Origin of the sequence: Pseudogulbenkiania sp. NH8B (assembly GCF_000283535.1) — a bacterium.
GTDB classification, from domain to species: Bacteria; Pseudomonadota; Gammaproteobacteria; order Burkholderiales; family Chromobacteriaceae; genus Pseudogulbenkiania; species Pseudogulbenkiania ferrooxidans.
This window is the reverse complement of sequence record NC_016002.1, coordinates 1031190-1043358: the sequence shown is the minus strand read 5'-3', so window position 1 is coordinate 1043358 and position 12169 is coordinate 1031190. Positions and strand designations below refer to the sequence as shown.

At 63.0% G+C, this 12169-nt stretch carries 13 protein-coding genes; 11 read left to right on the top strand and 2 right to left on the bottom strand.

The features are described from left to right. Positions 1-119 precede the first annotated feature (119 nt). The 7 genes from ccoN (at position 120) to NH8B_RS04995 (ending at position 5823) form a co-directional block, all read left to right on the top strand. Positions 120-1547 carry a cytochrome-c oxidase, cbb3-type subunit I gene (gene ccoN / locus NH8B_RS05025; RefSeq protein ID WP_014086303.1) on the top strand — a complete coding sequence of 476 codons (1428 nt, stop codon included), beginning with the start codon at positions 120-122 and terminating at the stop codon, positions 1545-1547. Between the two features lie 21 nt (positions 1548-1568). Then, positions 1569-2183 carry a cytochrome-c oxidase, cbb3-type subunit II gene (ccoO, locus tag NH8B_RS05020; protein WP_008953112.1) on the top strand — a complete coding sequence of 205 codons (615 nt, stop codon included), beginning with the start codon at positions 1569-1571 and terminating at the stop codon, positions 2181-2183. Between the two features lie 3 nt (positions 2184-2186). Next, on the top strand, positions 2187-2381 hold the full coding sequence (locus NH8B_RS05015) for a cbb3-type cytochrome oxidase subunit 3 (RefSeq protein WP_008953113.1): 195 nt from the start codon (positions 2187-2189) through the stop codon (positions 2379-2381). Beyond that, positions 2378-3292 carry a cytochrome-c oxidase, cbb3-type subunit III gene (ccoP, locus tag NH8B_RS05010; protein WP_008953114.1) on the top strand — a complete coding sequence of 305 codons (915 nt, stop codon included), beginning with the start codon at positions 2378-2380 and terminating at the stop codon, positions 3290-3292. Before NH8B_RS05015 ends, ccoP begins: the two co-directional genes overlap by 4 nt. A gap of 148 nt (positions 3293-3440) precedes the next feature. Beyond that, a complete protein-coding gene (gene ccoG / locus NH8B_RS05005; protein WP_014086302.1) occupies positions 3441-4892 on the top strand; it encodes a cytochrome c oxidase accessory protein CcoG in 1452 nt (483 codons plus the stop codon). A 3-nt stretch (positions 4893-4895) separates the two neighbouring features. Then, positions 4896-5420, top strand: a complete 525-nt coding sequence (locus NH8B_RS05000) for a FixH family protein (protein WP_014086301.1) — start codon at positions 4896-4898, stop codon at positions 5418-5420. 1 nt (position 5421) lies between these two features. Beyond that, positions 5422-5823 (top strand): YbaY family lipoprotein, encoded by a 402-nt coding sequence (locus tag NH8B_RS04995; RefSeq protein WP_014086300.1) that lies wholly within the window; start codon positions 5422-5424, stop codon positions 5821-5823. A gap of 55 nt (positions 5824-5878) precedes the next feature. Here NH8B_RS04995 and NH8B_RS04990 read toward each other — a convergent pair whose 3' ends face one another. Further along, positions 5879-7267 (bottom strand): tryptophanase, encoded by a 1389-nt coding sequence (locus tag NH8B_RS04990; protein WP_008953118.1) that lies wholly within the window; start codon positions 7265-7267, stop codon positions 5879-5881. Positions 7268-7749: 482 nt separating this feature from the next. On the opposite strand from NH8B_RS04990, the gene NH8B_RS04985 reads away from it, so the two are divergent. Genes NH8B_RS04985 through NH8B_RS04970 form a run of 4 tightly spaced genes read left to right on the top strand, consistent with a single transcriptional unit; the run spans position 7750 to position 11453 of the window. After that, positions 7750-9255 (top strand): ArnT family glycosyltransferase, encoded by a 1506-nt coding sequence (locus tag NH8B_RS04985; protein WP_014086299.1) that lies wholly within the window; start codon positions 7750-7752, stop codon positions 9253-9255. Next, positions 9252-10268: a glycosyltransferase family 2 protein gene (locus NH8B_RS04980; RefSeq protein WP_008953121.1), complete on the top strand. Its 1017-nt coding sequence runs from the start codon at positions 9252-9254 to the stop codon at positions 10266-10268. Before NH8B_RS04985 ends, NH8B_RS04980 begins: the two co-directional genes overlap by 4 nt. Continuing rightward, entirely contained in the window at positions 10258-10644 is a 387-nt protein-coding gene (locus NH8B_RS04975) for a GtrA family protein (RefSeq protein WP_008953122.1), read from the top strand. Before NH8B_RS04980 ends, NH8B_RS04975 begins: the two co-directional genes overlap by 11 nt. Beyond that, positions 10641-11453, top strand: a complete 813-nt coding sequence (locus tag NH8B_RS04970) for a ChbG/HpnK family deacetylase (protein WP_014086298.1) — start codon at positions 10641-10643, stop codon at positions 11451-11453. The genes NH8B_RS04975 and NH8B_RS04970 overlap by 4 nt, the downstream gene beginning before the upstream one ends. Here NH8B_RS04970 and NH8B_RS04965 read toward each other — a convergent pair. Then, complete coding sequence (locus NH8B_RS04965) at positions 11437-12126, bottom strand: TIGR01621 family pseudouridine synthase (RefSeq protein WP_014086297.1); 690 nt, start codon at positions 12124-12126, stop codon at positions 11437-11439. The genes NH8B_RS04970 and NH8B_RS04965 overlap by 17 nt on opposite strands. Positions 12127-12169 lie beyond the last annotated feature (43 nt).

Here is a 12169-nt window from a genome sequence, read left to right as displayed (position 1 = left end):
TCAAGTTCGGAATTTCAGCGAGTTGAAGTCCCTTTCCACATGGGGACGGAAAACCGGGCTTCAAGTCGCCACGGATTGTAAAAAAAGTTCTGAGTTAGCAACCTTGGAGAGAATCGTAAATGGAATCGCAATCCACTTATAACTATAAGGTGGTGCGCCAGTTTGCCATCATGACCGTCGTATGGGGCATTGTTGGCATGCTAGTGGGCGTCGTCATCGCCGCCCAGCTGGTGTGGCCGGAGCTCAATTTTGGGCCCTACTTCCACTTCGGCCGCCTGCGCCCGCTGCACACCAACGCCGTCATCTTCGCCTTCGGCGGCTGCGGCCTGTTCGCCACCTCGTACTACGTGGTGCAACGCACCTGTAACGTCCGGCTGATCTCGGACAAACTGGCTGCCTTCACCTTCTGGGGCTGGCAACTGGTGATCTTGGCCGCGGCCATCACCCTGCCGCTGGGACTCACGTCCAGCAAGGAATACGCCGAGCTCGAATGGCCGATCGATATCCTGATCACCATCGTCTGGGTCGCCTACGCCATCGTGTTCTTCGGCACCATCGCCATCCGCAAGGTCAAGCATATCTATGTAGCCAACTGGTTCTACGGTGGCTTCATCCTGGCCGTGGCGCTGCTGCACATCGTCAACAACCTGGAAATCCCGGTGACGATGTGGAAGTCCTACTCGGTGTACAGCGGTGCCGTCGACGCCATGGTGCAATGGTGGTACGGCCACAACGCCGTGGGCTTCTTCCTGACCGCCGCCTTCCTCGGCATGATGTACTACTTCGTACCGAAGCAGGCTGGTCGCCCGGTGTACTCCTACCGCCTGTCCGTGGTGCACTTCTGGGCGCTGATCTTCACCTACATGTGGGCCGGCCCGCACCATCTGCACTACACCGCCCTGCCTGACTGGACCCAGTCTGTCGGCATGGTGTTCTCGCTGATTCTGTTCGCACCGTCCTGGGGTGGCATGATCAACGGCATCATGACCCTGTCCGGCGCCTGGCACAAACTGCGCACCGACCCGATCTTGAAATTCCTGGTGGTCTCGCTGTCGTTCTACGGCATGTCCACCTTCGAAGGCCCGATGATGGCCATCAAGACCGTGAACGCCCTGTCGCACTACACCGACTGGACCATTGGCCACGTGCACTCCGGCGCTCTGGGCTGGGTCGGCTTCATCACCATCGGCTCGATGTACTACCTGCTGCCGCGCCTGTTCGGCCGTGAAGAAATGCACAGCGTCAAGCTGATCGAAGCTCACTTCTGGCTCGCTACCGTCGGCGTGGTGCTGTACATCGCCGCACTGTGGATTTCCGGCGTGATGCAGGGCCTGATGTGGCGCGCGCTGAACCCGGACGGCACCCTGACCTACGCCTTCGCCGAAGTCGTCAAGGCCACCTACCCGTACCACTTTGTCCGCCTCTTGGGTGGTGCCCTGTACCTGACCGGCATGTTGGTCATGGCTTACAACACCTTCCGTACCGTCACTGCCGGTCGCGCCGTTGACGCCAAGATCCCGTCCGTCACCGCCTCGGCACACGCTTAAGCGGAAAGGGTTAAGAAGAACATGGAAAAGATTCAGAAACTGGTTGAAGAGCACGTCGGCTACCTGATCGTATTGACCGTCCTGGTGATCAGCGTGGCCGGCCTGGTGGAAATCGTACCGCTGATGTTCCAGAAATCCACCACCGAGCCGGTCGCCGGCGTCAAGCCGTACAACGCGCTGCAACTGGCGGGGCGTGACATCTACATCCGCGAAGGCTGCCACGTCTGCCACTCGCAGATGATCCGCCCGTTCCGTGCCGAAACCGAGCGTTACGGTCACTACTCCGTGGCCGGCGAGTCGGTTTACGACCACCCGTTCCTGTGGGGTTCCAAGCGCACCGGCCCGGACCTGGCCCGTGTCGGCGGCCGCTATTCCGACGAATGGCACCGCGTGCACCTGACCAACCCGCGCGACGTGGTACCGGAATCCAACATGCCGGCCTTCCCGTGGCTGGCCAAGAACCTGGTCGACGCCGAAGTGCTGCCGAAGAAGATGGCCGCACTGCGCAAGGTAGGCGTGCCGTACACCGACAAGGACATCGCCGAGGCAACCGCCCAGGCGCAAGGCAAGTCGGAACTGGACGCTGTCATCGCCTACCTGCAAGGTCTCGGTCTTGCACTCAAGAACGTACGTTAAGCCATGGATTGGACCAATCTGGGGCGCAGCCTGTTCACGGTGTTCTGCTTCGTCGTGTTCATCGTGATCCTGCTGGGGGCCTACAGCAAGAAATCCAAGAAACGGTACGAGGAGGCAGCCAACCAGCTGTTCCTCGATGACGACAAGGTGCAGGAGGCCGGCAAGGACTCGCCGGCCTCCAACGGAGCAAAACAATGAGTGATTTCGTAAGTGATTTCTGGGGCGTATACATCGCCGTCGTGGTAATCGTCGGCATCGTAGGCCTCGCCTACCTGCTCTTCAGCCAGTCCAAGACTAACCTGAAGAAGGGCGAGAAGGTCGAGACCGTCGGCCATGTCTGGGACGACGACCTGGAGGAGTACAACAACCCGCTGCCGCGCTGGTGGATGATGCTGTTCTACATCACCCTGGTGTTCGGCGCGGTGTACCTAGTGCTCTACCCCGGCCTTGGAACCTTCAAGGGTATCCGCGGCTGGACGTCGGTCGGCCAGTACAACGAGGAGCGCAGCCAGGCCGAAGCCAAGTACCAGCCGCTGTACGACAAGTTCCTGAAGCAGGACATCCAGACCGTGGCGGCCAATCCGGAAGCCCAGGCCATGGGCAAGCGCCTGTTCCAGACCTACTGTGTGCAGTGCCATGGTTCTGACGCCCGCGGCGCCAAGGGGTTCCCGAACCTGACCGACAACGACTGGCTGCATGGCGGCACGCCGCAGAAGATCGAGGAGACCATCACCATCGGCCGTCACGGTCAGATGCCGGCCTGGGGTGCGGCATTCGGCGAGGAAAAGGTCAAGGACGTGGCCAACTACGTGATGTCGCTGTCCGGCAAGAAACATGACGCCGACCGCGCGGCTCGCGGCAAGGAAACCTTCTCCGCCGTGTGCGCGGCCTGCCATGGCCCGGACGGCAAAGGCAACCAGGCCATGGGGGCTCCGAACCTGACTGACAACATCTGGCTGTACGGTGGTACCGAAAAGACCATCATCGAGACCATCACCAACGGTCGCAACAACCAGATGCCGGCCTGGAAGGACTTCCTCGGCGAAGGCAAGGTACACCTGCTGGCGTCCTACGTCTGGGGGCTGTCCAACAACACCAAGGCTCAGTAAGTCTTGATTCGCAATACTGCCCGCTCGTCGCGGGCAGTATTGCTTGGCACCAATGCTTAGCATGCAAACATAATATAAAATTTTTAATAGAAGCTTTCGGCAAATCGGTATACACCGCTTTCCCAAAATCTTTTCGCAGGAAATCACGATGCCCGAATCACTGAAAGATATCCCCATCAAGGTGGAGCAACGTGCCACGCAGAAGAATGCGGCACAGGACACCACGGAAGTGTCGTTGTACGAAGAGCGTCAGAAAATCTATCCGCGCAGCGTCAAAGGCCTGTTCAACAACTGGCGCATCGTGTTCGTGCTGGGCACTCAGCTCGTCTTCTTCGGCATTCCCTGGCTGATGTGGAACGGTCGCCAGGCCGTGCATTTCGACCTGGTCAACCGCCAGTTCCACCTGTTCGGGCTGACCATCTGGCCGCAGGACTTCGTCTATCTCGCCGCCCTCCTGATATGCAGCGCCTTCGGTCTGTTTGCCTGGACCACCATCGCGGGTCGGCTGTGGTGCGGTTATTCCTGTCCGCAGACGGTGTACACCGAGATCATGCTGTGGATCGAGCAATGGGTTGAAGGCGACCGCAACAAGCGCATGAAGCTCGACAAGCAGCCGATGAACCTCACCAAGTTCCGCATCAAGTTCACCAAGCATACGCTGATGGTGCTGTTCTCCTTGGTCACCGGTTTCACCCTGGTTGGCTACTTCACGCCGATCCGGGATCTGGTCGCCGCCGCGCCGGGCTTCAATTACGGTCCGTGGGAAACGTTCTGGATGTTCTTCTACGGCGGCTTCACCTATTTGTTCGCCGGCATGATGCGCGAGCAGGTGTGCAAGTACATGTGCCCGTACGCCCGCTTCCAGGCCGTCATGTTCGACGCCGATACGCTGATCATTTCCTACGACGAGAAGCGCGGCGAACCGCGTGGCGCGCGCAAGAAAGGCCTCGACCCGCGCAGCGAAGGGCTGGGCGATTGCATCAACTGCAGTATCTGCGTGCAGGTCTGCCCGGTCGGCATCGACATCCGCAACGGTTTGCAATACGAATGCATCGGCTGTGCCGCCTGTATCGACGGCTGCGACGAGGTCATGGACAAGATGGGCTACCCGCGTGGCCTGATCCGCTACACCACGGAAAATGCCCTGGAAGGCAAATACAGCGAGAAGGAGATCGTCTCGCGCCTGAAACGGCCGCGCGTGGTGCTGTACTCGCTGCTTCTACTCACCATTCTGATCGCTGCCGTCGTCTCGTTCTCGCAACGCAAGCCGTTCAAGGTGGACATTATCCGTGACCGCGCCTCGCTGGTCAGAGAAACCGACGAAGGCTGGCTGGAGAACAGCTATAGCGTGAAAATCATCAACGTCTCGGAACGAACCCAGCGCTTCCAGCTCTCAGTCGAGGGCCTGCCGGGCATCAAGCTGGAAAGCGACAAGCCGATCATCACGGTCAAGGGCACCGAAACCGAAACCGTGCCGGTACGTGTCGAGGCCGACCCGCAATACGCCACCAAGGGCAGCCACGAAATCCACTTCGTGATCCAGTCCGCCGACGATCAGGCGCTGCGCGTGGAAGAAAAATCAAGTTTCATCGGAGAATAAGAGATGCAGAAGGCCCTCAATGTTTCGCGTCCCTGGTATCGGGAGCGCTGGCCATGGCTGCTGATGGCGGGCCCCGCTATCGTCGTGATCGCGGCCTTCGTCACCTTCGGCATCGCGATCAAGAGCGACGACGGCATGGTGGTGGACGACTACTACCAGCAAGGCAAGGAAATCAACAAGCAGTTGCATCGCGATGAGGTGGCCAAGGCCATGGGGTTGTCGGCCCAGGTTCTGTTCAGTGACGACATGCGCCAGGTGCGCGTCATCACCAGCAGCAAGCAGCCGCTGCCGGCCGAGCTGGAGCTGCAACTGCTGCACCCCGCCCAGGACGACTTCGATCAGCACATCACACTTCACCGCCTCAGCGACAACGTCTACCAGGGCACGGTCAAGCCCGCGCCGGCCAACCACTGGTATCTGCACCTGGAAGACAAGAGCAAGCAGTGGCGGGTGCAGGGCGATTGGCGCTCGGCCGAAGGCAACCAGGTTCTGCTCGGCACCCCTGCCCTGACTCCGGTGGAGAACTGAGATGAAGCGTCGACACGCCCTGCTGGGACTGGCCGCACTGGTGTTGAGCGGCTGCGCCACGCAAGGCGGCTATACGCCCGCCTACCTCAACGGCACCGTGTCGCTGGCGGGCGGCCCGCTCGAGCGCACTGGCAGCATGGTGCGTGTCACCCTGCTCGATGTCAGTCACAGCGATGCTCCGCCGCGCGTTCTGGCAGAACAATACCTGGAACAGCCCCCCACCTTCCCCGCCGGGTTCTCGCTGTGCTATGACCGCCACGCCATCCAGGCCGATGGGCGCTACGTCGTGGAGGCACGGGTCTTCGTCGATGGCGAGCTGCGCCTGGCCAGCCGGGAGCCACGCCGGGTATTGGACGGCTCCAGTGCCACGGTGGAAATCAGCGCCGAGCCGGTGGCACGCTGAGCGCTGTGCCAGATCAAAAAAACGGGGAGCCAGGCTCCCCGTTTTCATTCCAGCCTCAAACCGGCCGCAGCCGCGCAGTGAAGTGGCGCAGAATCGGCGGCTCGTAATCGAAGCACAAGCCGCGGATCGAGGCGGCACGCCGCTTGACGTCGATCAGGCAGTCGGCGATGTAGTCCATGTGGTCATTGGTATACACCCGGCGCGGAATGGTCAGACGCAGCAGCTCGAATGGCGACGGCTCCTGGGCGCCGGTCTGGGGATTGCGCCCGAGCAGCAGCGAGCCGATCTCGACACCGCGGATGCCGCCCTCCAGATACAGCTCGCACGCCAGCGCGTGGGCGGGGAACTGATCGGCCGGGATATGCGGCAACAGCTTTTTCGCGTCGACAAACACCGCGTGTCCGCCGGTCGGGGTCTGGATCGGCACGCCGCCCGCGCGTAGCCGCTCGCCCAGGTAGGCCACCTGGCCGATCCGGTAGCTCAGGTAGTCCTGGTCCATGCCCTCCTTCAGCCCCAGCGCCATGGCCTCCATGTCACGACCAGCCAGGCCACCGTAGGTGACGAAACCTTCCATCGGCACACAGCGCACCTGCACCGCGTGGAACAGCTCGATATCGTCCTTGAAGCAGCACAGGCCGCCGATATTGACCAGTGCGTCCTTTTTCGACGACATGGTGAACATGTCGCCATGGCTGAACATCTCACGCACGATGTCGGCGATGGCATGGCCGGCGTAATCAGGGTCGCGCTGCTGGATGAACCAGGCGTTTTCGGCGAAGCGCGCCGCGTCGATGATCACCGGGATGCCGTGGGCGCGCGCCAGCTTGCTGGCTTCGCGGATGCTGTGCATCGACATCGGCTGGCCGCCGGCACTGTTGCAGGTGATGGTGACGATCAGCCCGGCCACGTTGTCGGCACCGACCTCGGCGATCGTTTCGGCCAACCTTGGCAGGTCAAAATCACCCTTCCAGTTGTAAGCGGTCTCGGTATCGAAGGCCTGCGGCGTCAGCACATTGATGGCGCGGGCACCGGCGATCTCGACGTGCGCCTTGGTGGTGTCGAAGTGGTAGTTGGACAGGAACACCGGCGACGTGCCCTTGACGCGCTTGACCAGTTCCGGGAACAAAATCTGCTCGGCCCCTCGCCCCTGGTGGGTCGGAATGGTATGCGCGTAGCCGAACACCTCCCTGACCGTATCGGCCAAGTGGTAAAAATTGCGGCTGCCGGCATAGGCTTCGTCGCCCATCATCAGCCCGGCCCATTGCCGGTCGCTCATCGCACCGGTGCCGCTGTCGGTCAGGAGGTCGATATAGACGTCTTCGGCGCGCAGCAAGAAGGGATTCCAGCCGGCCTGCACGAGTGCTTGATGGCGTTGTTCGGGGGTGGTTTGCTTGATCGGTTCCACCATCTTGATGCGGAACGGTTCGGGAATGCGACGTGCCATGAGAGTCTCCCGGCTGTCGGCCGGCCGCGGGCGCAACAACGCCAGACGCGACGAGAGCGACAGCCTCTGTCTTCAGTTTAAACGGTATACGGGGAAAAGACGGATGCCACCGAGCGGCGGCGGAGAAACTCAGGCGCGGGGGAAGTCGTCGGCGAGGACGACGTCGAGGGTGTACCAATTCATGGGCAGGCTATTGCGGTTGGCCCCTGCCCGGGTCAAGCAAGCCAACGTGTTCATGGAAGTAGCACCTTGAAAAGCATTGCCGGATGGCCAGGCGAGACTACTCCACTCCATCTGCTCCGGCAAGCGTTGCAGGAAAACGGCCGCGCAGATCGCTATCGGCCCCTAGGGGCGTTGTATCATCGTCAGGATTCCTTAAGGGAATGACGCCAACATCGGGTAGAATTGCGCTTTCTCAAAACACACAAATCCTGCCGGGCCGACCTGCCCAGGCAGTACCCGGACGACACCAGAAATACAGGATGAAACCCACTTCTCGACCCGGCTGGCAGCGCCAAGCCTTCTATGTGCTGCTGGCGCTGATCGTGGTGCGCCTGTCGGCCATGGCCCTGATCCCGCTCAATGACACCACCGAAGCCCGTTACGCCGAGATTGCCCGCAAGATGCTGGAAACCGGCAACTGGGTGACGCTGTGGCACGACTACCAGATCCCGTTCTGGGCCAAGCCGCCGCTCTCCACCTGGTTGTCTGCCGCGTTCATGGGAGTGTTCGGGGTGAACGAGCTGGCGGCACGCCTGCCCGCCCTGCTGCTCTCCATCGGGACCGTAGCGCTGACCGCCTCGCTAGCCGCCGCACGCAGCGGTCGCGATGCCGCTCTGGCCTGCGTGCTGGTACTCGCCAGCGGCCTGCTGTTCTTCCTCGCGGCCGGCACGGTGATGACCGACCCGGCGCTGATGTTCTCCGTCACCCTGATCCAGACCGCCTTCTGGCATGCGCTGGCGCAGCGTAGCCGGCGCTGGGGCTATCTGTTCTTCGTCGGCATGGGGGTCGGCCTCTTGGCCAAGGGGCCGGTCGCCATCGTGCTGGCGGCGATGCCGATCGGGCTGTGGGTGATCGTCCGCAAGCAATGGAAACCCTTGTGGCAGCACCTGCCCTGGTTCGGCGGTCTCGTGCTCACGCTGCTGATCGCCGCGCCCTGGTACCTGCTGGCGGAACACCGCACCCCGGGCTTCCTGAATTACTTCATCATGGGCGAGCACGTCTCCCGCTTCCTCGATCCGGGCTGGAAAGGCGACCGCTACGGCTTCGCCCACGCCACCCCGCACGGCATGATCTGGCCCTATACCGTGGCCGCCCTGCTGCCGTGGTCGCTGGCGATGCTGCCCTGGCTGGTACGCCAGCGCCGCCGCCTGCCGGCCCTGTGTCGCGACCAGGACGGCTGGCTGCTGTACGCCTCCCTGTGGACCGTGATGACGCTGCTGTTCTTCAGCCTCTCCGGCAACATCATCTGGCCCTATTCGATGCCGATGCTGCCGGGCTTTGCCTTGCTGTTTGCCGAGTTGTGGCAACGTGCGGACCTGCCACAGCGCGGCCGCTGGCTACCGGCCCTGGGTCTGGTCAGCGCCGTGATCGCGCTGGCAGCCACCGCCGCCTTCGTGCTGCGGCCCGAGGCGGTCGGACGCAGCCAGAAACGGTTGATCGAAGCATGGCAGCACGAACAGCCGAGCCCGGACAGCCAGCTGCTGTACTGGGACCGCCGACGCGAGTTTTCCGCGGAGTTTTATTCCGCCGGCCGCGCCCGCAGCAGTACCGACTCGGCACGTTTCGAGGCGCTGCTGCACAATACGACGCGCGACTACATCGCCGTCGACGCCAAGGAAGTCGCGGAGCTGCCGCCGGCAGTACGGGCCGGCTTCGAGGAGATCGGCCGCTTCCGCAACATGAAAGACGTTACCCTGCTGCTGCGCGAACACCAGCCGCCACGATCTGCTGCGCCAGCCACTGAGCCTCTCCGGAGCCCGACATGAAGGAAGAGATCGTTCCTCCCTACCTGCTTGGCCTGCACGCGGCCGAGCGCCCCGCTGATCCATTGGTAAGCTGCATCATCCCGGCCTACAACGAGGCCGAGAACATCGTGCCACTGCTGCAGACACTGCATGGACTGCTCAAGGAGCATGGCTATCGCCATGAGCTGATCGTAGTCGACGACGGCAGCCGCGATGCCACCGTGGAAAAAGTGCTGAGCGAAACGGCCCCGCTACCGGTGACCCTGGTACAGCTGTCGCGCAACTTCGGCAAGGAGATCGCGCTGACCGCCGGGGTCAACCAGGCCGGGGGGGATGTGGCGGTGCTGATCGACGGCGACTTCCAGCATCCGCCCGAGCTGGTGCCGGAATTCCTGGCGCACTGGCGCCGCGGCTACGACATGGTGTACAGCGTACGCTCCAGCCGCGAAGGCGAGAGCCTGGCGAAGCGCTGCTTTACCCGCGTGTTCTACACCCTGCTGAATACCGGGGCTCGGCTGAAGATTCCGGAAAACACGCAGGACTTCCGCGTGCTCGACCGCAACATCCTCGACGCCCTGCGCGCCATGCCGGAGCGCGACCGCTTCATGAAAGGGCTGTACAACTGGGTCGGCTTCACCCGGCTCGGGCTGGAGACCCATACCAACGCCCGCCGTTCGGGCCAGAGCAGTTTCAACTTCAAGCGCCTGCTCGATCTCGGGCTGACCGGACTGACCTCGTTCTCCACCATGCCGCTGCGCATCTGGACCCTGGTCGGCAGCGCCATTTCGCTGGTGGCGATCGGCTACGCCTTCTACGAGGTGTTCCGCACCCTGGTCTACGGCAACCCGCTGCACGGCTGGCCGACGCTGGCGGTCGCGGTGACCTTCCTCGGCGGCATCCAGTTGCTCTCGATTGGCATCCTAGGCGAATACGTCGGACGGATTTTCGATGAAGTGAAGCAGCGTCCGAATTACCTGATCAGCCGTATCGTCTCCCCGGCCGACAAGGAACACGCCCCGCACCATGAAACGTGAACTGCTGGTATTCGGCTGCGTCGGCGTCAGCGCCATGCTGGCGCACTTCGTCATCGTCAGCCTGTGGCTGGTGCCGCTGGGCCTGCCGCCGCTGGCGGCCAATGTCGCCGCCTTTCTGCTGGCATTCCAGATCAGCTACTGGGGACACCGCCGGCTGACCTTCCAGGCCCACCATGTCCCGCACCGCCAGTCGCTGCCTCGTTTTTTCGGCGTGGCCAGCCTGAGCTTCGGATTGAACGAGGCCCTGTACTTCGTGCTGTTGCGCTTCACCGCGCTGGATTACCGCAGCGCCCTGCTGCTGGTGCTGGTGCTGGTGGCCGTGTTCACCTTCGCGCTGAGCAAGCTGTGGGCCTTTGCCGGGAAGCATCCGGCATGAGCCGCCGACTGACCCTGTGCGCCGACGATTTCGCCCAGTCGCCCGCCATCAGCGAAGGGATTCTCGAGCTCCTGGAACGCCGCCGCCTGAGCGCCACCAGCGTGTTCAGCCTGTCGCCGCTGTGGCCGGCGCTGGCCGGTGAACTGGCACAGCGAGCCCCCGATGCCGACATCGGCCTGCACTGCAACCTGACCCACCCGTTCGACGACAGCGCGCGGCCGCTCGGCCACTGGCTGCTCTACAGCCAGCTCCGTCTGCTGTCGCGCCCGGCCTTGCGCGCTACGCTGCTGCGCCAGATCGACGCCTTCGCCGAGCATTTTGGCCGGCTCCCGGACTACCTAGACGGCCACCAGCACGTGCATGCCCTGCCGGTGGTACGCGACGCGCTGCTCGAAGCCGTGGCGCTGCGCTGGAACGGCCGGGCTCGACCCTATCTGCGGGCACCGGACCGGCTCGGCGACAGCGGCGACAGCCCGGGCAAGGGGATGGTGCTCAAGGCGCTGTGCGCCGGCTTCACCGGCATTGCCCGCCATCGCGGCCTGAGCACGCCAGGCTGGTTCGGCGGGCTGTACTCCTTGACGGCGGAGGCGGATTTTCCCGGTCTGATGCGGCGCTGGCTGCAGCGCTGCCAAGACGGCGGCCTGATCATGTGCCACCCGGGGCTGCCGGCCGAGGACAGCAGCGACCCGATCGGCGCGGCACGACAGCAGGAATACCGCTATCTGGCCAGCGCCGCCTTCCAGGAAGACTGCCAACGCAACGACATCGTTCTGGAACGCTTCGCCCAGCCGCTCAGGCTGGGGAGTTGAGAACCGGCCAGGGCAGCGCCTCGGGTTGCCGCTCCGGTTGTTGCAGAGCGGCCTGCAACGCCTCGGAGAGGAACTGCGCACCGTGCTGGGGCGGACAGACGAAGTGGAAGCGTGCGCCATCCAGGTGGAACGCCAGCGAGTAGGCGTGCAGATAGCCCCGGTCGGACGGCGTGCCGCCGTACAGTTCGTCGCCCAGGATCGGCACCGACAGGCTTTTCAGCGCCACGCGCAGCTGGTGCGTCTTGCCGCTGTGCGGGCGCAGGATGAACAGCCGCAGCCCCGGCGCCAGCGAAAAGCTGAAGAACTGGGTGATGGCGGGGTTGGCCGAAGACGGCAGCAGACGCCAGGCACCGCCGCGGCCCTTGATCATATCGCCCCGCACCAGTCCCTGTTTCTTCTGCGGCTTGCGGTCCGACAGCGCCAGGTAATATTTCTCGATCTCGCGCGCGGCGAAGGCTTCGGCCAACCTTGACGCCACCTCGGCCGAGCGCGCCACCAGCAACAGCCCCGAGGTGAGCCGGTCAAGACGATGCACCGGCCACAAGGCGTCATCGGCCAATTGCGCGCGCAGTGCCTCCATCAGCCCTGCCTCGTCGCCCTGACGATGAAAACTCACGCCGGGATGCTTGGCGATGACGTAGAAACGGGGATCGGTGGCAATCAGGTCGAACACGGCGCACTCACCATGAAAAAGAGGCCGATTCTAACAGCGAAGC